The organism is Streptomyces sp. NPDC048566 (assembly GCF_043199735.1).
Lineage (GTDB): Bacteria > Actinomycetota > Actinomycetes > Streptomycetales > Streptomycetaceae > Streptomyces.
On the sequence record NZ_JBICWL010000005.1, the window covers coordinates 172868 to 193846 of the forward strand.

Below are 20979 nucleotides of genomic sequence, written 5' to 3' on the forward strand. Positions count from 1 at the left end.
GCGTCCTGCGGGCCCCGGCAGCGGGAAGCCGCCGCCCCACTCCCCCGCGCCGCGTCGATCGGAGCGGGTCCCTTTGGCATCCTGGCGCGATGGCATCCGAACGTGACCCCCGCGCCGCCCGCACCCTGAGCGACCTGGTCGAGAAACTCCTCGACCACGAAGGCCCGTTGCCGATCTTCGGGGCCGGCGACCCCGTCCTGCGCATGACGGCGGTGCCGTTCGACGGGCAGCTGGACCCGGGCCTGCTGGCCCGCTTCGTCGCCGCCCTGCGCGCCACGATGCACGCGGCGCCCGGCGTCGGACTCGCCGCTCCGCAGGTCGGCGTGCCGCTCCGGCTGGCCGTCGTCGAGGACCCGGCGCCGGTCTCGGAGGAGGTGCGGGCGGCCCGGGGACGGGTCCCGCAGCCCTTCCGGGTGCTGGTGAACCCCTCCTACGAGGGGGTGGGCGCCGCCCGGGCGGCTTTCTTCGAGGGCTGCCTGAGCGTCCCGGGCTACCAGGCCGTGGTGGCCCGCCACGCGGAGGTGCGGCTGACCGCGTGGGACGAGCGGGGCGTTCCCGTCGAGGAGGTGTTCCGCGGCTGGCCGGCCCGCATCGTCCAGCACGAGACGGACCACCTGAACGGCACCCTGTACCTCGACCGCGCCGAACTGCGCAGCCTCTCCTCCAACTGGGCGGCGGCGGAGCTGTGGGGCCAGCCGACGCCACGACGGGCCGCGGAGGATCTCGGCTTCGAGCTCCCGCGGTAGCACCCGCGGGGCGCGGGGCGGACACCTCCGCCGTGCGCCCTCCGCCCGGAGACCGACCCGGAGCGCCGCGGTCCGGCCCGCCTCGCGAAGCACGCCGCCGCAGACTGGCGGCGCCCGGCGCGGGGCAGGGCGCCGGTCGCCGAACGAGACCTCCGGCTCAGGGCGAGGCGGGATGCCGGACGCGGGACGCGACGCCCGGCGCGGCGGCCGGGCCGGGGCGGTCCGGTGCCCCGACGGCCGGGCCCGTCGGTCGACCCGACCCGCCCCGCCGGCCGGCCGCCGGCCCGCACCCGTCGGGGCCGGGCCGGCGGGTAGCCCCGGCTCACGCGTCCCGGTATGCCTCCAGCAGGCGCAGCCAGACCTCGCTGATCGTCGGGTAGGACGGCACGGCGTGCCAGAGGCGGCTGACGGGGACCTCGCCGACGACGGCGATCGTCGCGGAGTGGATCAGTTCGCCGACGCCGGGGCCGACGAGGGTGAGCCCGAGGACGACCTCGCGGTCGACGTCGACGACCATGCGGGCCTTGCCGCGGTAGCCGTCGGCGTAGAGGCCGGCGCCGGAGACCGACGCCATGTCGACGTCGACGGCGCGGACGCGGTGGCCCGCCTGCTCCGCCTCCGCCAGGGACAGGCCCACCGCCGCCGCCTCCGGGTCGGTGAACACCACCTGGGGGACGGCGGCGTGGTCGGCGGTCGCGGAGTGCGCGCCCCAGGGGTCGGTCTCCAGCAGCGGCACCCCCGCGGCACGGGCGGCGATGGCCGCGCCCGCGATCCGGGCCTGGTACTTGCCCTCGTGGGTGAGCAGGGCGCGGTGGTTGACGTCGCCGACGCCGTAGAGCCAGTCGCTGCCGACGACGCGGAGGCTGTCGTCGACCTCCAGCCACCCGCCGTCCTCCAGGCCGACGGAGGACAGGCCGATGTCGTCGGTGCGGGGGGCGCGGCCGGTGGCGAAGAGGATCTCGTCGGCCTCGACGCGCTCCCCGGTGTCGGTGAGGGCGACGACCGTGGAGCCCTCCCGGGTCACCGCGGTCACGGAGACGCCGGTGCGCACGTCCGCGCCGGCCTCGGTCAGCGCCTCGGCGACCAGCTCGCCGGCGAAGGGCTCCATACGGGGCAGCAGGCCCTTGCCGCGGACCAGCAGGGTGACCCGGGAGCCGAGGGCCTGCCAGGCGGTGGCCATCTCGGCGGCGACCACACCGCCGCCGACCACGATGAGCCGGCCGGGCACGGCGTGTGCGCTGGTGGCCTCCCGGCTGGTCCACGGCTTGACCTGATCGAGTCCCGGCAGGTCGGGGAGGAGGGCGCGGGTGCCCGTGCACACGGCGACCGCGTGCCGGGCGGTGAGCGTGGTGTGGGTGCCGTCGGGGCCGTCGACCGTCACGGTGCGCGGGCCGGCGAGGCGGCCGTGGCCGCGGTGGAGGACCGCTCCGATACCGTCCAGCCAGCCGATCTGGCCGTCGTCCGTCCAGTCGGAGGTGAACCAGTCGCGGTGGGCGAGGACCGCGGAGGCGTCCAGCGGCCCCTGCACGGCCTGGGCGAGTCCGGGTACCCGGCGGGCGTCGGCGCGGGCGATGGCCGGGCGCAGCAGGGCCTTGCTGGGCATGCACGCCCAGTACGAGCACTCGCCGCCGACCAGTTCGCTCTCCACGACCGCGGTGGAGAGGCCGGCCGCGCGGGCGCGGTCGGCCACGTTCTCCCCCACGGGCCCGGCACCGAGCACCACGACGTCGTAGGCGATGGATTCCGTTTCCGTCATGGAGCCAGTCTCGTGGGTGGTGTGCGTCGTGGCCACACGGGTACGGGCGCGGAATACGCCCCCGGTGGGTGGCGTTGTGCATATCGGCATGAGCCGGACGTCAGGAAGAGGGAATATCGCATGAGCAGCACCGTGGAGCTCACCAAGGAGAACTTCGACCAGACGGTCACGGACAACGGGTTCGTCCTGATCGACTTCTGGGCGTCCTGGTGCGGGCCGTGCCGTCAGTTCGCGCCGGTCTACGAGAAGGCGGCCGAGGCCAACCCGGACCTCGTCTTCGCCAAGGTCGACACCGAGGCGCAGCCGGAACTGGCCGCCGCCTTCGACATCCAGTCCATCCCGACGCTGATGATCGTGCGCGACCAGGTGGCGGTCTTCGCCCAGCCCGGGGCGCTGCCCGCGGAGGCCCTGGACGACGTGATCGGGCAGGCCCGCAAGCTCGACATGGACGAGGTCCGCAAGTCGGTCGCGGCGCAGCAGGCGGCTCAGGCCCAGGGCGGGCAGGCCGCCGGGGAGTGACCGCGGTCCCCCACGACGTCACCCGGGACGGCCGCGATGCGGCGGTCCCGGGTGACGTCTGTTCGCGCCCTGCGTCGCGCGGCGGGCGCGCCCCGGCGGTGGCGGCGCGGGCACGGGCCCGGCGAGCGGCCGGGCCGCTCGCTCAGCTCGACGCCCGGTGCACCACGCGGGCGCCGAGCACGTCGTGCGTCTGGGGTCCGCGACCGGGTTCGCTGACGGCCCGGTCGACGAGTGCGGCCAGGTCGCGGGCCGAGGGCAGTTCGAGGTGGACGGTGGTCAGGCGGGGGCGCAGCAGCCGGCCGAGCACCAGGTCGTCGGCGCCGACGACCGCGGTCCGGCCGGGGACGCTCACGCCCTCGTCCTGGAGGGCCCGCATGAGGAGCATCGCGTACTCGTCGTTGTAGGCGAAGACGGCGTCGAGGCCGAGCGAACGCCAGCGCCCAGCGAGCGCGGCGGCGGCCTCCTCCTCGTAGGGCAGGGGCAGTTCGGTCACCGTCGCGCCCGAGCCGGCGAGCGCGTGCCGGACGCCGGCCAGGCGCGGTGCGGAGAAGATCTCCAGGCCGGGCTCGCCGGGCAGGACCACGCCGACGGCGCGCCGCCCGCGGGCCAGCAGGTGCTCGCCGGCGGCGCGCCCGACCCGCTCGTGGTCCATGAGCAGCGCGTGGGCCCCCTCGACGCGTTCGGGTCCCAGGGTGACGACGGCACGGACTCCGGCCCGCCGGAGCACCGCCACGCCCCGCGGGCCGAGTCCGCCGCCGGGGACCAGGACGGCGACGGGGCGCAGTTCGGCCCAGGCGCGGGCGGCCTCGTCGCCGCGCAGCCCCCCGCCGCCGTACTGCACGACCGTGTAGTCGAGCCGGCCGAGCGCCGCCTGGAGTTCGGCGAAGAACCGGTGGTAGAGGAAGCCCGTCGAGGCCGCGGGTGCGGGCACCAGGACCATGCGGCTGTGCCCGGACCGCAGACTGCGGGCGGCGGCGTGCGGGACGTACCCGAGTTCCTCGGCCGCCGCGCGGACGCGGCGGCGGGTGGGCTCGCTGATACGGACGGCACGGGCGTCGTTCAGCACGTACGACACCGTCGCGCGCGAGACCCCCGCGAGGCGCGCCACGTCGGCGCTGGTGGGCACGGGTCGCTGCGCGGGCGTCGGCCCGGCGGGCGGCTTCGGTGGGTGCACCATGACGCGTCGCATCCTTGCAGAAGCCCCCGGCGCCGCCTCGGGCCGGGGGCCCTCTCCGTACACCCCCGCGGACGGAACTACCCCTTCCGGAAAGGGGGTTGCTCCTCGTGTACCGGTGGGACGGCGTAGAGGTTACCGTTCGGTAGACGACGTCTCCGGAGGTGTCCCGCATGGCTCACGACCGCTCACCAGGTCTGGCGGAGAGCGCGCGTGCCGTCGCCGACGGCACGGTCGGCGCACGGGAGTTGGTCGAGCGGGCGCTGGAGCGCATCGAGGCCGGCCGCTCCACGCTCAACGCCTTCCGGCTGGTGCGGGCCGAGGCGGCGCTGGCCGAGGCCGACGCGGCGGACCGGGAGCGGGCGCGAGGCGGACGGCGGCCGCTGCTGGGCGTGCCGGTGGCGGTCAAGGACGACATGGACGTGGCGGGCGAGCCGACGGCGTTCGGGTGTCCGGGCGACCACCCGCCGGTGGCGCGGGACGGCGAGGCGGTGCGCAGGCTGCGCGCGGCCGGCGCCATCGTGGTCGGCAAGACCAACACCTGCGAGCTGGGCCAGTGGCCCTTCACCGAGGGCCCGGCCTTCGGCGCGACCCGCAACCCCTGGCACACCGGTCACACCCCCGGCGGCTCCTCGGGGGGCTCGGCCGCGGCCGTCGCCGCGGGCCTGGTGCCCGCCGCGCTCGGCTCGGACGGCGCGGGCTCCGTGCGCATCCCGGCGGGCTGGACCCACCTGGTCGGCATCAAGCCGCAACGCGGCCGGATCTCGACCTGGCCGCGCGCGGAGGCGTTCCACGGCATCACGGTCAACGGAACGCTCGCCCGCACCGTCGCGGACGCGGCCCTGCTGCTGGACGCGGCGAGCGGCGGCCACGCGGGCGACCTGCATCGTCCGGCGCCGCTGCGCGTCCACGACGCGGTGGGCCGCGACCCGGGCCGGCTGCGCATCGCGCTGTCGCTGAAGCCGCCGTTCACCGCGGTGCCCGCGCGCCTCGACCCGGCCGTCCGGGCACGGGTCGTGGCCCTCGCGGAACGGCTGGCCCGGCTCGGCCACACGGTGGAGGAGGCGGAACCCCGGTACGGGCGGATCGGGCTCGCGTTCGTCCCGCGCGCCACCGCCGGGATCGCCGAGCACGTCCGCGAGGCGCCGTTCCCCGAGCTGCTCGACCGGCGCACCCGGGACGCCGCGCGCCTCGGCCGGCTGCTGGGGGGTGCGCCGCTGCGGGCGGCCCGGCGGGCCGAGGCGGTGCTGCACCGGCGGATCGGCGCGCTCTTCGAGACCTACGACGTCCTCCTCACGCCGACGACCGCCGCTCCCCCGCCGCGGATCGGCGCACTGCACGACCTCGGCGGCATCGGCACGGACCGGGCGATGATCGCGGCCTGCCCGTACGCCTGGCCGTGGAACGTGCTCGGCTGGCCGGGAGTGAACGTGCCCGCGGGTTTCGTCGGCGACGGGCTGCCGGTCGGCGCGCAACTGCTCGGCCCCGCCGCCGGCGAGCCGCTGCTCGTCTCGCTGGCGGCCCAGTTGGAGGACGACCTGCGGTGGCACGAGCACTGGCCGCCGCCCCTCGGCCTCACCGACTCACCCGCGGCCTAGGCACAGTGCACCCGGTCCCGGCCGGCCTCCCGTCGGCTTGCACCCGGTCCGGCCGGCCTCCCGTCGGCTTGCTCCCGGTCCCGGCCGGCCCCCCGTCGGCGGACGCCGCAACAGGCCCGCCGCCCGGTCCGGTTGGCCGACGTCACCGGTGGCCGGTCCGTCGGAGGCCGCCGCACCGGCACGGTTGCGGGCGGCGGAGGGACGCCTCGGGCCCGTGCCGGCACCCCGCGCGACTCCCGCCGTCCGGCCGCGTGCGCGGCCCGAGGGCGGACGGGGGCGGACGGGGACGCGTGATAGTGCCGAGCAACTCCCGATCAGGTAGCCGGAGTTCGACCGTCCGGTGGGCGTTCGGCATCCGGGCCTCGGCGCGCCCGCGAACGGTACGGCCGCACGGCCGGAACCGGTCGCCGCGATCCCCGGCAGGGCCCGGGTGAAGGGCGGTCGCGGTGCCGGGCGGCGTGGCCCGTCGCCCCCTCACGCCGCCGCCCACCGGCGGAACGGGCCGCCAAGTCCGGCGAGGGCGGACCCGATCGGCGCGGTTCTCGGGCGGGGCTCTACCGTGGCCGGATGACTGCCTCCATCGATGACGACGTCCCCGGCCGCTACGGCCCCACCGCGACCACCGAGGCCGAGCCGGGCGAGGTCGGCTCCGTGCGCACCGAGTACTCCCCCGCGCACGACGGCGACCCCGACCCGGGCGAGATCGTCTGGACCTGGGTGCCCTTCGAGGAGAACGACGGCCGGGGCAAGGACCGCCCGGTGCTCGTGGTGGCCCGGGAGGCGGAGGGCACCCTGCTCGCGGTCCAGCTCTCCAGCAAGCGGCACGACGGCGAGCGCGAGTGGGTCGCCATCGGGAGCGGGCCGTGGGACCGGACGGGACGGGACTCGTGGATCGCCGTCGACCGCGTGCTCCGGTTGCACGAGGAGGGGATGCGGCGAGAGGCCTGCGCCCTGGACCGGATGCGCTTCAACTCCGTCGTGCACCGGCTGCGCGAGCGCTACGGCTGGCGCTGACCGCACCCGCCGCACGCGGTCTGCCGGAGGCCGGGCGGCCCCGGCAGCCGCCGATCCCCGACGCCGGCGATCCTCGAAGACCGTCGACCGATCCCTCACGCACCCCGGACTTCCGCCGCGAACACCTGCGCGAAGGCCTGGTACGTGGCGCGGTCCCGGGTGCGGTCCAGGACGCCGAAGACGACGTGCTCGAACACCCCGTCGAACCGGCCTCCGGCCAGCAGCCCCCGGAAGGCGCCCGCCACCTGCGCCGGGTCGTTGCGGAAGACCCCGCAGCCCCAGGCGCCGAGCACCAGACGGCGGTACCCGTGGGCCGCGGCGGTCTCCAGGACGCGTTCGGCACGGACGCCGAGCGCGTGGGGCAGCCGCGCCGCCCGCTCCGGGGCGGTCCGCCGCACGACGCCCGCGTTCGGGGCCGCCGCCGTCAGGAATCCGGCCGTGAACGGCTCGTCCAGGAGCAGGCCGCCGTCGTCGCGGAAGACGGGCACGCCCGGCGAGTGGACGACACGGTCGGTGGAGAACGCGTCCCTGTGGGCGCGGTGATGGTCGTAGAAGTCCCGGGCCCGCAGCAGACACGTGTACAGCGCGGAGGCGCGGCACAGCGCCTCCTCCTGGGCCTGGGCGCCGTTCAGGTAGCCGCCGCCCGGATTGCGGGCCGAGGCGAAGTTCAGCACCGCGACCGGCCCGGCACCAGCGGACCGCAGCCGGCGGGCCGCCTCCAGGCTGCTCTCCCCCGTGACCTCGAACGAGGTGCCCACGGACGACGGGACCGGAGCCGGCACCGGGCCGGGCCCGTGCAGCCGGGTCCCGGACCTCGCCGCGGCCACGGCTGCGGCGATGGACACCTCGCCGCCTCCGGGCCCGCGGTAGCAGCCCGAGGCCACGATCTCCTCGGTCTGCCGGGCGATCGCCCGCAGGCGGGCGCTCAGGGCGCCACCCCCGTACGCGCCACGAGCGCCGCCCGTGTGCTCTCCCCCGTCGTGCTCATGAACGCATCGTGAGCGATGCTGGTCCTGCGGCGCAACAGAGTTTCGGGGCCCGCGAGCGGTGTACTCAGGTCCCGGAAGCGACAAAATCTGCACCCTTGTGCGAACCGCCGAGAGGGTCTTGGGTGGACGGGTCAGTGCCGGTCCGGCCCACCGGACCCCCGGGCCGGCGGCATGGTGGAATCTCAGGAGGATCCCCACATGTCCGAATCGCTGAGTGACGGCGGGAAGCGACGACGCTCCACCGTCACCGAGGCCGAGGCGGAGGCGCTCGTCCACGGCATCTGCTTCAAGACCGGGCCGCCCCGCCTGCTCGGTGTGGAAGTCGAATGGCTCGTCCACGAGCTGCGCGCGCCGCGGCTCCCCGTACCGCACGAACGTCTCGCGGCGGCGTACGCCGCTCTGCGGTCCGTGCCGCTGAGTTCGGCGCTGACCGTCGAACCGGGCGGGCAGCTGGAGCTCAGCTCCGCTCCCGCCGCCTCCCTGATGGAGTGCGTCCGCTCCGTCTCGGCCGATCTGGCCGCCGTCCGCGCCACGCTGCGCGCGGCCGGTCTGGGCCTCAGCGGCTACGGCCAGGACCCCTGGAACCCCCCGAGGCGCTACCTCCGCCGACCCCGGTACGACGCCATGGAGCGCGTCCTGGACCGGACGGGGCCCGAGGGCCGCGCCATGATGTGCACGTCCGCGTCCGTGCAGGTGTGCCTGGACGCCGGACACGAGGAGCCCGGGCCGCTCGGACACGGCCGGCGCTGGTGGCTGGCGCACCAGCTCGGCGCGGTCCTGGTGGCCGCCTTCGCCCACTCGCCGATGGCACGCGGCCGGCGCACCGGCTGGCGCTCCACGCGCCAGTCGCTGTGGACCGCGATGGACCCCGGGCGGACGGACGCCCCGCCGCTGGGCGGCGACCCCCGGGCCGCCTGGTCGCGGCACGTGCTGGACTCCCCGGTCATGTGCGTCCGCTCCCCCGAGGGCGCCTGGGACGTCCCGCGGGGCATGACGTTCCGTGACTGGACCCGGTCCGGTGCCCCGCCGACCCGGGAGGACCTCGACTACCACCTGACGACGCTCTTCCCGCCGGTCCGGCCGCGCGGCCATCTCGAACTGCGCATGATCGACGCGCAGCCGGGCGAGGACGGCTGGATCGTGCCCCTGGCGGTGGCGGCGGCCCTCTTCGACGACCCGGTGGCGGCCGAGGTCGCCTACCGGACGGTGAAGCCGCTCGCGGAGCGGGCGGGTCAGGACCGGGCGCCCCGCAACCCGCTGTGGCGGGACGCGGCGCGCCTCGGGATGACCGATCCCGAGCTGCGCGAGGCGGCGGGGATCTGCTTCGCGGCGGCCGTGGAGGCGCTGCCCCGGCTGGGCGCCTCCCCGGAGGTCCTGGAGGCGGTGGCGGAGTTCACCGACCGCTATGTGGCGCGGGGCCGCTGCCCCGCCGACGATCTGCTCGACTCGGAACGGACCTCGCACGACGGCCGGTCCGACAACCGGACCGCCGCTCGGGGTGCCACCCGGCCCGAGGCCCGCTGCGACGGCCGCTCGTCCGGCCGGTTCGATGGGAAGGACTTCAGCTCATGACCGCCCCCGAATCGCTCACGGATCCGGAGTCGCTGCGGCAACGCGCCCTCGACGCGCTCGTCACCGCGCGGGACCGCACCGCCCTGCTCACCTCGTGCGTGGAGGACCCCGACCTCACCGCGCAGCACTCGCCGTTGATGTCCCCGCTGGTGTGGGACCTCGCCCACATCGGCAACCAGGAGGAGCTGTGGCTGCTGCGGGCGGTCGCGGGACAGGAGGCGCTGCGGCCCGAGATCGACGGCCTGTACGACGCGTTCGAGCACGCGCGGTCCGAGCGGCCCTCGCTGCCGCTGCTGCCTCCCGCCGAGGCCCGTGGCTACGCGGCGGAGGTGCGCGGCCGGGCGCTCGACGTCCTGGAGGGCTCCGCGTTCGGGGGCAGCCGCCTCACCGAGGCCGGCTTCGCCTTCGGCATGATCGCGCAGCACGAACAGCAGCACGACGAGACCATGCTGATTACCCATCAGCTGCGCCGGGGGCCGGCCGCCCTCACCGCCCCGGACCCGTCCCCCGTCGCGCCCTTCGACGGGCCGTCCGAAGTCCTGGTGCCCGGCGGCCCGTTCGTGATGGGCACCTCCACCGAACCGTGGGCGCTGGACAACGAACGGCCCGCGCACCGGCGCGAGGTCGGGGCGTTCCACATCGACACCACCCCGGTCACCAACGCCGCCTACCAGGAGTTCATCGCGGACGGCGGCTACGGCGACGCGCGCTGGTGGACCCCGCGGGGCTGGGACCACATCCGGGCGCACGGCATCGAGGCGCCGCTGTTCTGGCGGCGTGAGGGCGGGCAGTGGCTGCGGCGGCGGTTCGGCGTCACCGAGGTCGTGCCGGCGGACGAGCCGGTGCTGCACGTGTGCTGGTACGAGGCCGACGCGTACGCCCGCTGGGCGGGCCGGCGGCTGCCCACGGAGGCGGAGTGGGAGAAGGCGGCCCGGCACGACCCGGTGTCCGGCCGCTCCACCCGCTACCCGTGGGGCGACGCCGACCCCACGCCCGACCACGCCAACCTCGGCCAGCGGCATCTGCGCCCGGCCCCGGCCGGCAGCTACCCGGCGGGCGCCTCGCCGCTCGGCGTGCGGCAGCTGATCGGCGACGTGTGGGAATGGACGTCGAGCGACCTGGAGCCGTATCCGGGTTTCGTCGCCTTCCCCTACCGGGAGTACTCGGAGGTCTTCTTCGGCTCCGACCACAAGGTGCTGCGCGGCGGTTCGTTCGCGGTGGACCCGGTCGCCTGCCGGGGGACGTTCCGCAACTGGGACTACCCGATCAGGCGGCAGATCTTCTCCGGGTTCCGCACGGCCCGCGACGGATCCTCCTGATGTGCCGCCACCTGGCGTTCCTCGGGGACGGGGAACGGCTCGGCGCGCTGCTCGTGGAGCCCGAGCACAGCCTGTTCCGGCAGTCGTGGGCACCGCGCAGGCAGCGGCACGGGACGGTCAACGCCGACGGCTTCGGGGTGGGCTGGTACGCCGAGGGGGACCCGGTGCCCGCCCGGTACCGGCGCACCGGGCCGATCTGGGGCGACGCGCCGTTCGCCGACCTGGCCCGCGTGGTCCGCTCCCGGGCCGTGCTCGCCGCGGTGCGGGACGCGACCGTGGCGGGCTCCGACGGCGAGGCCGCCGCGGCGCCGTTCGCCGCGGACCGCTGGCTGTTCAGCCACAACGGCGCGGTCCGCGGCTGGCCCGGCTCGCTCGCCCCGCTGGCGGCCGGCCTGCCCGCGGCGGAGCTGCTGAGTCTGGAGGCCCGGTGCGACGCGGCGTTCCTGTGGGCGCTCGTGCTGCACCGGCTGCGCGCCGGGGACACCGGGGGCCAGGCGCTGGCCGACACGGTCGTGGAGGTCGCCGAGGCGGCCCCCGGCTCCCGGCTCAACCTGCTGCTCACCGACGGCGCGACGATCGCCGCGACCGCGTGGGGCGACACCCTGTGGTACCTGGCCGAGCCGGGCCGCCGCGTCGTCGTGGCCTCCGAACCGCACGACGACGACCCGGCGTGGCGGGAGGTCCCCGACCGCACCCTTCTCACCGCGAGCCGCACCGAGGTGCTGCTCACCCCGCTCAAGGACATGAGCGACGACATGGCATCCGCACAGCGCAAGGAGCCCCGTACGTGAGCCCGTTCCTGCTGACCCGCACCCTTCCCGAGGACGCCACCGAGGCGGCTCTGCGCGCCGACGTCCTGCACGGCCTCGGGAGCACGCCGAAGACGCTGCCGCCGAAATGGTTCTACGACGCGCACGGCAGCGACCTCTTCGAGAGGATCACCGAACTCCCCGAGTACTACCCGACGCGTGCCGAGCGGGAGATCCTGCTGGCACGGGCCGGCGAGATCGCCGCGGCGAGCGGCGCGCGCACCCTGGTGGAGCTGGGTTCCGGCTCGTCGGAGAAGACGCGCCATCTGCTGGACGCGTTCCCGGACCTGCACACCTACGTCCCGGTCGACGTGAGCGGGAGCGCGCTCACGCAGGCCGGTCGGGCGCTCGGCGCGGAGCGCCCCGGGCTCGACGTCCACGCCCTGATCGCCGACTTCACCGCCACCCTGACGCTCCCGGACACCCCGGGGCCGCGTCTGGTGGCCTTCCTCGGCGGTACCGTCGGCAATCTGCTGCCGGCCGAGCGGGCCGCGTTCCTGGCGTCGGTCCGGGCCCTGCTGGCGCCCGGGGACACCCTGCTGCTCGGCACGGACCTGGTGAAGGACCCCTCGGTGCTCGTCCGGGCCTACGACGACGCGGCCGGGGTGACGGCCGCGTTCAACAAGAACGTGCTGAGCGTCGTGGACCGGGAACTGGGCGCGGACTTCGACCTCGACGCGTTCGAGCACGTCGCCCTCTGGGACGCCGGGCACGAGTGGATCGAGATGCGGCTGCGGTCCCGTGTCGCGCAGACCGTGAAGATCCCCGCGCTCGGCCTGGTCGTCGAGTTCGCCGAGGGGGAGGAACTGCGCACCGAGATCTCGGCCAAGTTCCGCGAGGAGGGTGTGCGCGCCGAACTGGCCGAGGCGGGCTTCGAGCTGACGCACTGGTGGACGGACGAGGAGGAGCGCTTCGCCCTGTCGCTGAGTGCCGCCCGGTAGCGCGACCGCGGTGCCGCCCGCGCGTGAGCGCCGGGCGGCACCGGGCCGGCGAGGGGAGGACGGGCCGCGGTCCCGCGCGGCCCCGGCCCGCGCTACGGCGTGTCCGCGGACAGCACACGGGTGATGCGGTCGGACGCCTTGCGGGCCTCCGTCGCCGGGTCGGCTCCGCCCAGGATCTTGGTCATGCACGCCTTGATCGGGTTGTCCGCCTCCACGGCGGCCCACTGGGGGGAGGACGGGGTGGCGCGGCCCTGTGCGGCACCCGCCGCCATGGCGGCGACGCCGGGTTCGCCCGAGACCGCGCCGGCGAGCGAGGTCTTGTTGGGCACGTAGTTCATCGTCCGGGCGAGGTCCTTCTGCCACCTGGCGCCCGCGAGGGCCGCGACGACGGCAGTGGCCCCGTCGCGGTCGTCGGTGTTCTCCGGCACGACCAGGTCCGAGCCGCCGGTGAACACCGCACCGGGCCTGCCGTCGGTCTTGCCGGGAACGGGGAAGAACCCGAGCTTGCCCTTGAGGGCGGGGTTGGTCCGCTCGATCGCCTGGACGAGCCCGGGCACCGCCACGATCTGGGCGACCCGGCCCTTGGCGAACACCCCGGCCTGCGGCGGGTGTTCCTCGTCGGCGTCCACGGGGCCGTTGCCGAGGGCCTGGAGGCGGCGGTAGAAGTCCATGCCGCGCAGCGCGGCCGGTGTCGCGAGGGTGCCCGCCCAGCTCCCCGAGCGCGACTTCTCGGCGAGGTCGCCGCCCTCGTCCCAGATGAAGCCGGACAGCGTGTACCAGTCCTGGCCGGCCAGGTAGATCCCCTGGTTCCCTGCGGTGTTGAGGCGTTCGGTGTCGGTGAGCCACTCCTCGCGGGTCTTCGGCGGCTGCTCGACACCGGCGGCCCGGAACAGGTCCTTGCGGTAGATGACCACCCGGTTGGCGGCGTACCAGGGCACGCCGAACTGCCGGGTGCCGAACCGTCCCGGTTCGGCGAGACCGGGCAGCCAGTCGTTCATGCCCCAGTCCCGCATCGACTCCAGCGTCAGATCGCTCAGTCCGCCGCCGTCCACGTACCGCGCCACCTGCGTGTTGCCGACCTCGATGACGTCGGGGGCGTCCGCGTCGCTCCGCTTCAGGGCCGCCTGGACCTTGTCGCCGATCCCGGTCCACTCCTGGATGCGGACGTCGAGCCGGATGGCGTCGTGCTTCTGCTCGAAGTCCTCGGTGAAGCGCCTGAGGAAGTCCTTGGAGGCGCTGTCCTTCATCAGCCACACCGTGACGGTCTTCCGTGACGGGCCGCCGTCCGGCAGCGAGCCGCACGCGGTGAGCAGGGAGGCGCTGACGCAGGCGACGGCGAGCAGACGACGTTTCACGAGGGGTCCAGTTCTGTCTTGCGGACAGGGGTGAGGGGCCCGGCGTGGGGGGACGAGTGGCGTCACTCGTACGGGTGTGTGGATTTTGGTATGGACCAATAAGGTCCGTCAAGGGCCCGGGCCGCCGCCCCGTCACCCAGGGCACCCCGCCGTCTCGCGCGGTGTGACCGACTGGGGCACGGTGGAATGACGCCTGGCACTCCCGCCACGGCGGAGAGGAGCAGCCGCATGTCCGACCACACCTACCGGGTCACCGAGATCGTCGGAACCTCGCACGAGGGCATCGACCAGGCCATCCGCAACGGGGTCACCCGGGCCTCGCAGACCCTGCGCAACCTGGACTGGTTCGAGGTCACCCAGGTCAGGGGGCAGATCGAGAACGGACGGGTCGAGCACTACCAGGTCGGCCTGAAGCTCGGATTCCGGCTGGAGGACGCGGACTGAGCCTCCGCGCCGGCCCGCGCGACGTCCGAAGCCGCCCTCGCCGGGGGCACGGCCCTCCGGCCGGGTGCGGCTCCGGACCGGACGCGGCCCGCTTTCCGCCGCGCGGCGCGCGGCTCCGGCGAGAAGGCGCGGCGACGGCCGGACGATCGCGACGCCCGCGTGGTCCGCGCCCGCTCGCGGGAGTACCCCCTCGCGGTGTCCCCGAGCCCCCCGCCGGGGCCCGCCCCGGCCGGGGCGGCGTGCTGCTCCGCTCCTCCCCGGCGGACCGGGCCGCCCGGCATCCCCTCCGCCCGCGGGGTGCGCGGAACACGGACGGGCGGCGGGCACGGGACGCAGAAGGGGCACGGGGCGGCGCGGCGGGCCTACGCCGGACGGGCGGACGAGCGCTCAGGAGGCGTCGGCCAGCCAGGGCCGGACCTGCCTGCGCGCCTCGTGCAGACGGGACTTGAGCGTGCCCAGCGGGACGCCGACCCGCTCGGCCACCTCCGCGTACTCCAGCTGGCAGATGTCGCGGTAGACCAACGGCGCGACCAGGTGCGGGTGTTCCCGCTCCAACCGCTCCAGCGCCTCCAGCAGGTCGACCCGCGAGCCGGCGATGACGCTCGTGGTGCGCGGGTCGACGTGCCGGCCCGCGTCGATCTCCCCGGGCTGCTCCGCCGCCCGCCGCTTCAGCTCGCGGTACTTCTGCCGGGCGCAGTTGGAGACCACCGTGTAGAGCCAGGTGCTGAAGCGGCTGCGGCCCTCGAACGTGCCGATCTTCCGGGCCACCTGGAGGAGCACGTCCTGCGCCGCCTCCTCGGCGTCCTCCCGGCAGGGCAGAAAGCGCCCGCACCGCCGCACGACCTCGGGTCGGACCCGCTGGAGCAGCTGGTCCAGGGCCGCCGGGTCACCGGCGGCCGCCCGCACCGCGAGTTCCTCGGTACCCGCCGCGTCCTGCACAGGATGCTCCCCTCGGAGTGGATCGGAGGCCAGGCATGATAGTCGCATGCACTCCCTGGAACGGATCGGCCGCTACCGTCTCGACCGGCGCCTCGGTGCCGGCGGTTTCGGTGTGGTCTGGCTCGCGCACGACGACGACCTCGACGCGACCGTGGCCCTGAAAGTGCTGTCCGACAACTGGGTCGACCACCTGGACGTCCGGGAGAGATTCCTCGCCGAGGCGCGGCTGCTGCGCAAGGCCGACTCCAGCCGTGTCATCCAGGTCTACGATCTCGGCGAACTCCCCGACGGCAGACCCTACTTCGTCATGGAGTACGCGGACGGCGGCACGCTCGCCGACCGGGTGCAGGACGGACCGCTGCCCCTCGCCGAAGCGCTGCGGCTGACCGCGCTGGCGGCCCGGAGCGCCGCCGCACTGCACGAGGCCGGCATCGTCCACCGCGACATCAAGCCGTCCAACGTGCTGCTGCGCACCGCCCCCGACGGCTCCGAGCGGGTGCTGCTGGCCGACCTCGGGCTGGCCAAGAGCCTCGCCCAGGCGTCCGGCCTCACCATGGCCGCGGGTTCCGCCGGCTACACCCCGCCCGAGCAGGCCCAGGCCGGCTCCGGGATCGACGCACGCGCGGACGTGTACAGCCTGGGCGCCCTCGGCTACCACCTGGTCACCGGCGCGGTCCCCGGCCCTCCCGGCAAGGTCGAGCGGCCCGGCCGGCTGCGCCCGGACCTGCCCGCCGGCGTCGGGCGGACGCTGCTGCGTGCCATGGAGCCGGACCGGGAGCGGCGCTGGCCGACCGCCGGCCGGCTCGCGGCGGAACTCGACCGGCTGGCCGACTCCGCGGCGGCCGGAACGGAAGCCCGCCGGACCCGTCCGCCGGTACGCCGCAGGCGGCGTACCGCCTTCCTGGCCGCGACGGGCCTGGTGGCGGCGGGCGCGCTCGGTACCGGGGCCGTCCTGCTGACACGGGACACCGGCGCGCGGACCGTCCGGGTCGAGGACCGTACGGGGCGTGTCTCGGCGCAGGTGCCGGCCTCCTGGGCCGGGCAGGTGCGCCCCTCCGGCTGGAACCCCCGGGCGCTCGGCCTGAAGGACGGCCCGGAACCGGGGCTCGCCGTCGCGAACCGCCTCACGGCGTGGCAGGACCTCGGCTCGGCCGGTGTCGACGGGGCCTTCGTCGGGCTCAGCGAGCACGGCGACGTGACCGAGCGGGTCCGCGCGCTCGCGCACTCCGGATGCCGCTTCGCCGGGAGCCGGCCCTACTCCGGCCCGCGCTGGCACGGGCTGATACGGACCTGGGAGGGCTGCCCCGGGAAGGCCGGCTCCCTCACCGAGGCGGCGCTCACCTCCGCGGGCGGCGCCACGCAGCCGCAGGTGTACGTGCAGATCCGCCAGGAGGACGGCACCCGGGAGACCGTGGACGGCGTGCTCTCCTCCGTCCGGGTGACGGCCTGAGACACGCTTCCCCGGGCCCGCGGCGGGACCGAGGGGGCACACCGGTGAATTCGCCGGCCGATCCCGCGAACTTTTCGCTCCATGGGTGCATCGGAGAGGAGTGACGGGGCACAACGCGCCGTGCGTACGGGCGAGCGGCCCGTACGGGGAGTGAGCGAAGAGACCAAGGAGTGGTGACATGTCGACCTTCCGGCGCGCGACGGCGGACACGGACCGGACCGGCGCGGTGGCCGCGCGCCGCGCTGCACCCGCCGCCCGGCGGGCCGCGCTGCTCGCGGGCGTCGCGCTGCTGAGCGTGCTCACCGGCTGTGGTGGGGACACCCCCGGCGGATCGCCGACGAGTCTGTCGGGCACGGCCGAACCGGCCTCCGGCGACACCGGGCGGGAGACCGGGTCCTCCGCCTCCTCCGACCCGACGGCGAGCGACGCCCCGGACGGCACCCCGGCGGGCACGCCGACCGACGCCGCCTCGGCCTCCGCGACCGCCTCCTCGGGGAACGCGTCGACCGCAAACGCCCGCTGCCACACGTCGGAGCTGCGTGCCGCGGTCGGCCGCAACAACCCGGGGGCGGGACAGGAGAACTTCCCCATCGTGCTGACCAACAGGTCCGGGCACACCTGCACCGTGCGCGGCTACCCGGGGGCGGCGTTCGTCGACGCGTCCGGCAAGCAGCTCGGCCCGGACCCGACGCGGTCCAAGGACTCGGTGACGACCGTGAAGCTGGCCCCCGGACAGAGCGCCTGGGCGGGCCTGTCCTTCTCCAACCCGCAGATCAGCGGCGCCCACACGGCCACCCCCGCCTCCCTCGTCGTCACCCCGCCCGACGAGAAGGACTCCCTCACGGTGAAGTGGACGCAGGGCGAGGTTCCGCTGTCCGGCAACTCCTCGTCGGTCCGCCTCACGGCGGTACGGGTCGGCGACGGCACCTGAGCACCGCGCCGGCGGGCCGGGCGCGAGGTCGCCCGTCCCCCCGGTGGCCCCGCGCCGGCGGCGGTCCCGCGGCTCGTCAGCGGCCGGGGCGCGTCGCGGACGGCGTTGGCGGCCCGCCCGAGGCGGAACCCCAGTCGACGAGGTGGGTGCGCGGCACGGAGGACGCCGGAACGAAGGTCCAGCGCTGCACCCGATCGTCGTCGTCGAGCGGCTTGAGGACGAGCGAGGACGCGCCGTCCGGTGCCGCCGGCACGAGGACCAGGTCCGGGTCCCGGCGCGCCACCAGCCGGCCCCCGGAGGCGAGGTCGTAGCGGACGTTCTCGGCGGCGGGGGCGGACGCCGCCGGACAGCGCGCCAGCCGGATCACGTAGCCCAGGCGGGAGTCGAGACACAGCCGCGGCCCGGTGGCGGTGCGCAGTTGACCGTCGCGTTCGTGAACCAGGGTCAGCGCGGTCCGCCCGGCACACGGGACCAGGCGGGTCTCCACGCCCTCGGCGGCCTTCGCCGCGGCGGTGCCGGCACACAGGCCGGTCGCGGTGTTGCGCAGCAGATCGCCGTCCGCCCGGCCCTCGTCCCCGGTCCGGGACGCCCCGCCGTGCGGACGGGGGGTGCCCCGGGCACCCGTGCCACCTGCCGTGCCGTCCCCGCCGTCGAAGCCCTTGCCGACGGCCCACACCACCAGCGGGACGAGGATCAGCGCGCCGACGCCCAGCGCGGCCAGCGTCATGGTGCGACGGCTCGGGGCGCGCCGGGTCCCCTTGCGCGGGGCGGCCCGGCGCGAGGACCGGCCGCCGGCGGTCGAGGGCCGCGCGCCCCGGCGGGAGGACCGTCCGCGGCCCGCCCGCGCCGGAGCCCGGCGCCGGGACGGGGTGCCGGCGGTGCCGCGGTCCGCGGGCGCGCCGGAGCGCTCGCGGGCGGCTCCGGGCGGGGCCGCCACGGGCGGGAGCGGGCCCGGCGGCGGCCCCGGGGGACGCGGGGGCACGGGCGGGAGCAGCGGTCCGGACCGGGGATCGAACTCCACGATGGACTCCCGGGCGGGGGCCGTCCCGTCCCCGCCGACGTCCCGGACCGCGCCCGGGGGCGGGCCGGGGCGGCCCGCGAGCCGCTGCCCGTCCCGGCCGGCGGCGGTCCCGGCCGGCGGAGCCGGTGCGGCGGGGGCGGCCGGTGCGGCGGGGGCGGTCGCGGCCGGCGGAGCCGGTGCGGGCGGTGCGGCGGGGGCGGCTGCGGTCCGGGGCCGGCGGGACGCCGCGTAGGGGCGGGCACCCCAGCCGAGGACCGCTTCGGCGAGCGGCACGGCGAGCGGGCCGTTGAACCGGTTCAGCTGGTCGGCGGTGGTACGGCAGTGCCCGCACCGGGCCATGTGGGCGCGCAGGTCGGGATCGAGGTCTCCGCCGCCGCGTCGCACCGAGACGTCCAGGATGCGGTGGTAGCGGCGGCACTCCCCGTCGGGGGCAAGTTCGAGGTGGAGTTCCAGGCAGGTGTCGCGCAGCCGCTCGCGGGCGCGGCGCAGTTCGGCCGGCGCCTCCGCGACGGGCAGTCCCAGCAGGGCGGCGGGCACGGCCAGCCGCTCACCCTCGGTCTCCCCGTGCCACAGCAGGCACCGGGCCGGTTCGGGCAGCCGCTGGAAGGCCCGGGCCAGCAGTCGCCTGCCCTCCGGCGGGAGCAGCGCATCGGCCCGCGGACCGTCCGCGCCCTCGACGTCGGCGCGCAGAGCGGGGGACAGCAGGTCGCGCCGGCCGTCCGTGAGCCACTCGCCGGCCATCCGCCGTACGGTGACGAGCAGATGGGGCCGCCACGCCGCGTCGGGGCCGCCCTCGTGCAGGCAGTCGCCGAACAGGCGCGTGAAGGCGGCCGTGGTGAGCATGCCGGCCGGGCCGACGCCGTCGGTGCACAGCCGCGCATAGCTGAAGACCGATTCCCAGTGGCGGTCGAGGAGTTCGCCGACGGGCCGGCTCGCCGGCGTTCCCCCGGGACTCCTGCGCACCTCGTCGGCGAGCCGGGCGTCCGGGACGACGTCGGGGAAAGGCCCGTGGTCACGGGAGGAGGACGGCGTTCCGTCATTCACGTCCGCTTTTCCTTCCGAGACACCGCGTCACCGATCCCGCCCGCGCGGAGCGCGGTTTCTCCGGCGGGGCCGGGCGATCCGGCCCGGAGGGGCTCACCGCACACCGCACCCCCGGAAGGTCCTCGCGGACCAGGGAGAACGGGCGCCCCCATACGCGCGCAACGGCGTGCGAACATGATTCGCACGCCGACGAAGCCCCACTTTTGCACAACGCGGCTATCCGGAACAAGCGAACCCGGAATTTCTCCTAATGCGGTGCGGGGCCGGGATATTGACCAAATGTCAGCCCGGCCCCGCGAGAAAGGAAATGTGGAATCCGCGGGGTCGGCGCACGATCCCGGTCCCGCCCCCGCGGGAGCGCTCCCGCCCCGTCGCGGGGCGGGGTCAGTGGCCGGCGATCGCCCGCGCCGTGTAGGAGCGCTCCAGTTCCTCGGCCTCCTTGTCGGTGAGGTCGACGTCGAGCGCGGCGACCGCGTCCTCGATGTGCGGGGCCCGCGTGGCCCCGACGACGGGCGCGGTGACCGTGCCCTGCCGCAGCAGCCAGGCGAGCGCGATCCGGGCCCGCGGCACCCCGCGTGCCGCGGCGATGCGCGCGACGGCGTCCACGATCTCGCGGTCGCCCTCCGGGTAGAGCCTGCGGCCGAAGTCGTCGGTGCGGCTCCGTTCGGTGGCGGTGTCCGCGTCGCGGGTGAGCCGGCCGCGGGCCAGCGGGCTCCACGGGAGCACGCCGACGCCCTGGTCGGCGCAGAGCGGCAGCATCTCGCGCTCCTCCTCGCGGTAGAGGAGGTTGTAGTGGTTCTGCATGGAGACGAACCGGGTCCAGCCGTGCAGCGCCGCGGTGTACTGCATCTTGGAGAACTCCCAGGCGTACATCGAACTCGCCCCGATGTAGCGCGCCTTGCCCGCCTTCACCACGTCGTGCAGGGCCTCCATCGTCTCCTCGACGGGGGTCGCGTGGTCGAAGCGGTGGATCTGGTAGAGGTCGACGTGGTCGGTGCCGAGGCGGCGCAGGCTGTTGTCGATCTCGGTCATGATCGCCTTGCGGGACAGTCCGCGTCCGTTGGGTCCCTCGTGCATCGCGCCGTTCACCTTGCTGGCGATCACGATCTCGTCGCGGCGCGCGTACGCGGCGAGCGCCCGGCCGACGATCTCCTCGCTGGTGCCGTCGGAGTAGACGTTGGCGGTGTCGAAGAAGGTGATCCCGGCCTCCAGCGCCTGCCGGATCAGGGGACGCGAGGCGTCCTCGTCGAGGGTCCAGGTGTGCGTTCCGCGGTCGGGGAGACCGAAACTCATGCAGCCCAGGCAGATCCGGGAGACGTCCAGACCCGTCGAACCGAGCTTCGCGTACTGCATGCTCA

18 protein-coding genes are annotated in these 20979 nt (G+C 75.7%); 11 read left to right on the forward strand and 7 right to left on the reverse strand.

What is annotated here, in order from left to right; all coding sequences use genetic code 11:
- Positions 1–89: 89 nt before the first annotated feature.
- Positions 90–746: a peptide deformylase gene (locus tag ACGFS9_RS11500; protein WP_393252340.1), complete on the forward strand. Its 657-nt coding sequence runs from the start codon at positions 90–92 to the stop codon at positions 744–746.
- 322 nt (positions 747–1068) lie between these two features.
- Here the strand turns inward: ACGFS9_RS11500 and ACGFS9_RS11505 are convergent, their stop codons facing one another.
- The gene (locus ACGFS9_RS11505) at positions 1069–2502 is read right to left on the reverse strand and encodes a dihydrolipoyl dehydrogenase family protein (RefSeq protein ID WP_393252341.1); all 1434 of its coding nucleotides are present in this window, start codon (positions 2500–2502) and stop codon (positions 1069–1071) included.
- A 120-nt stretch (positions 2503–2622) separates the two neighbouring features.
- Between ACGFS9_RS11505 and trxA the strand changes: the two genes are divergently transcribed.
- The gene (trxA, locus tag ACGFS9_RS11510) at positions 2623–3021 is read left to right on the forward strand and encodes a thioredoxin (RefSeq protein ID WP_393252342.1); all 399 of its coding nucleotides are present in this window, start codon (positions 2623–2625) and stop codon (positions 3019–3021) included.
- Positions 3022–3163: 142 nt separating this feature from the next.
- On the opposite strand, the gene ACGFS9_RS11515 is transcribed toward trxA, so the two are convergent.
- On the reverse strand, positions 3164–4198 hold the full coding sequence (locus tag ACGFS9_RS11515) for a LacI family DNA-binding transcriptional regulator (RefSeq protein WP_393252343.1): 1035 nt from the start codon (positions 4196–4198) through the stop codon (positions 3164–3166).
- A 170-nt stretch (positions 4199–4368) separates the two neighbouring features.
- Between ACGFS9_RS11515 and ACGFS9_RS11520 the strand changes: the two genes are divergently transcribed.
- On the forward strand, positions 4369–5793 hold the full coding sequence (locus ACGFS9_RS11520; RefSeq protein WP_393252344.1) for an amidase: 1425 nt from the start codon (positions 4369–4371) through the stop codon (positions 5791–5793).
- A gap of 567 nt (positions 5794–6360) precedes the next feature.
- Positions 6361–6807: a type II toxin-antitoxin system PemK/MazF family toxin gene (locus tag ACGFS9_RS11525; protein WP_393252346.1), complete on the forward strand. Its 447-nt coding sequence runs from the start codon at positions 6361–6363 to the stop codon at positions 6805–6807.
- 95 nt (positions 6808–6902) lie between these two features.
- On the opposite strand, the gene ACGFS9_RS11530 is transcribed toward ACGFS9_RS11525, so the two are convergent.
- Positions 6903–7736, reverse strand: coding sequence for a TIGR02452 family protein (locus ACGFS9_RS11530; protein WP_393252624.1), 834 nt, complete (start codon positions 7734–7736; stop codon positions 6903–6905).
- A gap of 258 nt (positions 7737–7994) precedes the next feature.
- Here ACGFS9_RS11530 and egtA point away from each other — a divergent pair, with 258 nt between their 5' ends.
- From egtA to egtD, 4 genes are read left to right on the forward strand one after another with little or no spacing between them, the layout of a single operon-like run.
- Positions 7995–9368 (forward strand): ergothioneine biosynthesis glutamate--cysteine ligase EgtA, encoded by a 1374-nt coding sequence (gene egtA / locus ACGFS9_RS11535; protein ID WP_393252348.1) that lies wholly within the window; start codon positions 7995–7997, stop codon positions 9366–9368.
- Positions 9365–10687: an ergothioneine biosynthesis protein EgtB gene (gene egtB / locus ACGFS9_RS11540; RefSeq protein WP_393252350.1), complete on the forward strand. Its 1323-nt coding sequence runs from the start codon at positions 9365–9367 to the stop codon at positions 10685–10687. The genes egtA and egtB overlap by 4 nt, the downstream gene beginning before the upstream one ends.
- Positions 10687–11478 carry an ergothioneine biosynthesis protein EgtC gene (egtC, locus tag ACGFS9_RS11545; protein WP_393252351.1) on the forward strand — a complete coding sequence of 264 codons (792 nt, stop codon included), beginning with the start codon at positions 10687–10689 and terminating at the stop codon, positions 11476–11478. Before egtB ends, egtC begins: the two co-directional genes overlap by 1 nt.
- Positions 11475–12437 (forward strand): L-histidine N(alpha)-methyltransferase, encoded by a 963-nt coding sequence (gene egtD / locus ACGFS9_RS11550; protein ID WP_393252352.1) that lies wholly within the window; start codon positions 11475–11477, stop codon positions 12435–12437. The genes egtC and egtD overlap by 4 nt, the downstream gene beginning before the upstream one ends.
- 92 nt (positions 12438–12529) lie before the next feature.
- On the opposite strand, the gene ACGFS9_RS11555 is transcribed toward egtD, so the two are convergent.
- Positions 12530–13792, reverse strand: a complete 1263-nt coding sequence (locus ACGFS9_RS11555; protein WP_393252354.1) for an extracellular solute-binding protein — start codon at positions 13790–13792, stop codon at positions 12530–12532.
- A 228-nt stretch (positions 13793–14020) separates the two neighbouring features.
- On the opposite strand from ACGFS9_RS11555, the gene ACGFS9_RS11560 reads away from it, so the two are divergent.
- Positions 14021–14236 carry a dodecin gene (locus tag ACGFS9_RS11560; RefSeq protein WP_081220578.1) on the forward strand — a complete coding sequence of 72 codons (216 nt, stop codon included), beginning with the start codon at positions 14021–14023 and terminating at the stop codon, positions 14234–14236.
- A gap of 387 nt (positions 14237–14623) precedes the next feature.
- Here the strand turns inward: ACGFS9_RS11560 and ACGFS9_RS11565 are convergent, their stop codons facing one another.
- Positions 14624–15175 (reverse strand): RNA polymerase sigma factor, encoded by a 552-nt coding sequence (locus ACGFS9_RS11565; RefSeq protein WP_393252356.1) that lies wholly within the window; start codon positions 15173–15175, stop codon positions 14624–14626.
- Between the two features lie 46 nt (positions 15176–15221).
- Between ACGFS9_RS11565 and ACGFS9_RS11570 the strand changes: the two genes are divergently transcribed.
- Positions 15222–16625 (forward strand): serine/threonine-protein kinase, encoded by a 1404-nt coding sequence (locus ACGFS9_RS11570; RefSeq protein WP_393252358.1) that lies wholly within the window; start codon positions 15222–15224, stop codon positions 16623–16625.
- Positions 16626–16803: 178 nt separating this feature from the next.
- Positions 16804–17556 carry a DUF4232 domain-containing protein gene (locus ACGFS9_RS11575; protein WP_393252360.1) on the forward strand — a complete coding sequence of 251 codons (753 nt, stop codon included), beginning with the start codon at positions 16804–16806 and terminating at the stop codon, positions 17554–17556.
- Positions 17557–17632: 76 nt separating this feature from the next.
- Here the strand turns inward: ACGFS9_RS11575 and ACGFS9_RS11580 are convergent, their stop codons facing one another.
- Positions 17633–19621: a ricin-type beta-trefoil lectin domain protein gene (locus tag ACGFS9_RS11580; RefSeq protein ID WP_393252362.1), complete on the reverse strand. Its 1989-nt coding sequence runs from the start codon at positions 19619–19621 to the stop codon at positions 17633–17635.
- A 384-nt stretch (positions 19622–20005) separates the two neighbouring features.
- On the reverse strand, positions 20006–20974 hold the full coding sequence (locus ACGFS9_RS11585) for an aldo/keto reductase (RefSeq protein ID WP_393252363.1): 969 nt from the start codon (positions 20972–20974) through the stop codon (positions 20006–20008).
- Positions 20975–20979: the final 5 nt, after the last annotated feature.